This window comes from Penaeicola halotolerans (assembly GCF_016464625.1).
In the GTDB taxonomy this organism is placed as follows: domain Bacteria; phylum Bacteroidota; class Bacteroidia; order Cytophagales; family Cyclobacteriaceae; genus Penaeicola; species Penaeicola halotolerans.
On the sequence record NZ_JAEAGO010000221.1, the window covers coordinates 1 to 236 of the forward strand.

General features: G+C 35.6%; 1 protein-coding gene. It reads right to left on the reverse strand.

Going from position 1 to position 236, the window contains the following annotated elements:
- Positions 1-132: 132 nt before the first annotated feature.
- The coding region (locus I5349_RS14070; RefSeq protein WP_226391393.1) for a DUF420 domain-containing protein at positions 133-236 on the reverse strand (104 nt) is incomplete at its 5' end.

Genomic DNA, 236 nt, shown 5'->3' on the forward strand with positions numbered 1-236 from the left:
ACATGGCACACTGTGCAGAGGCACTAATCTGAACTAATAGTAGCGAACAGGCTATGACTAATGAATTCAAAAACTTTCTCATGACTCCTTTAGATTACTAAGTATTAAACGTCAAATGTCTGGACTGAGATCTTAAAATGAATAATATGGACTGATCATCAAATATACAATCACTGCTGTCACAGACACATAAAGCCATATAGGAAAAGTCCATTTGACGATCTTTTTGTGCTTCT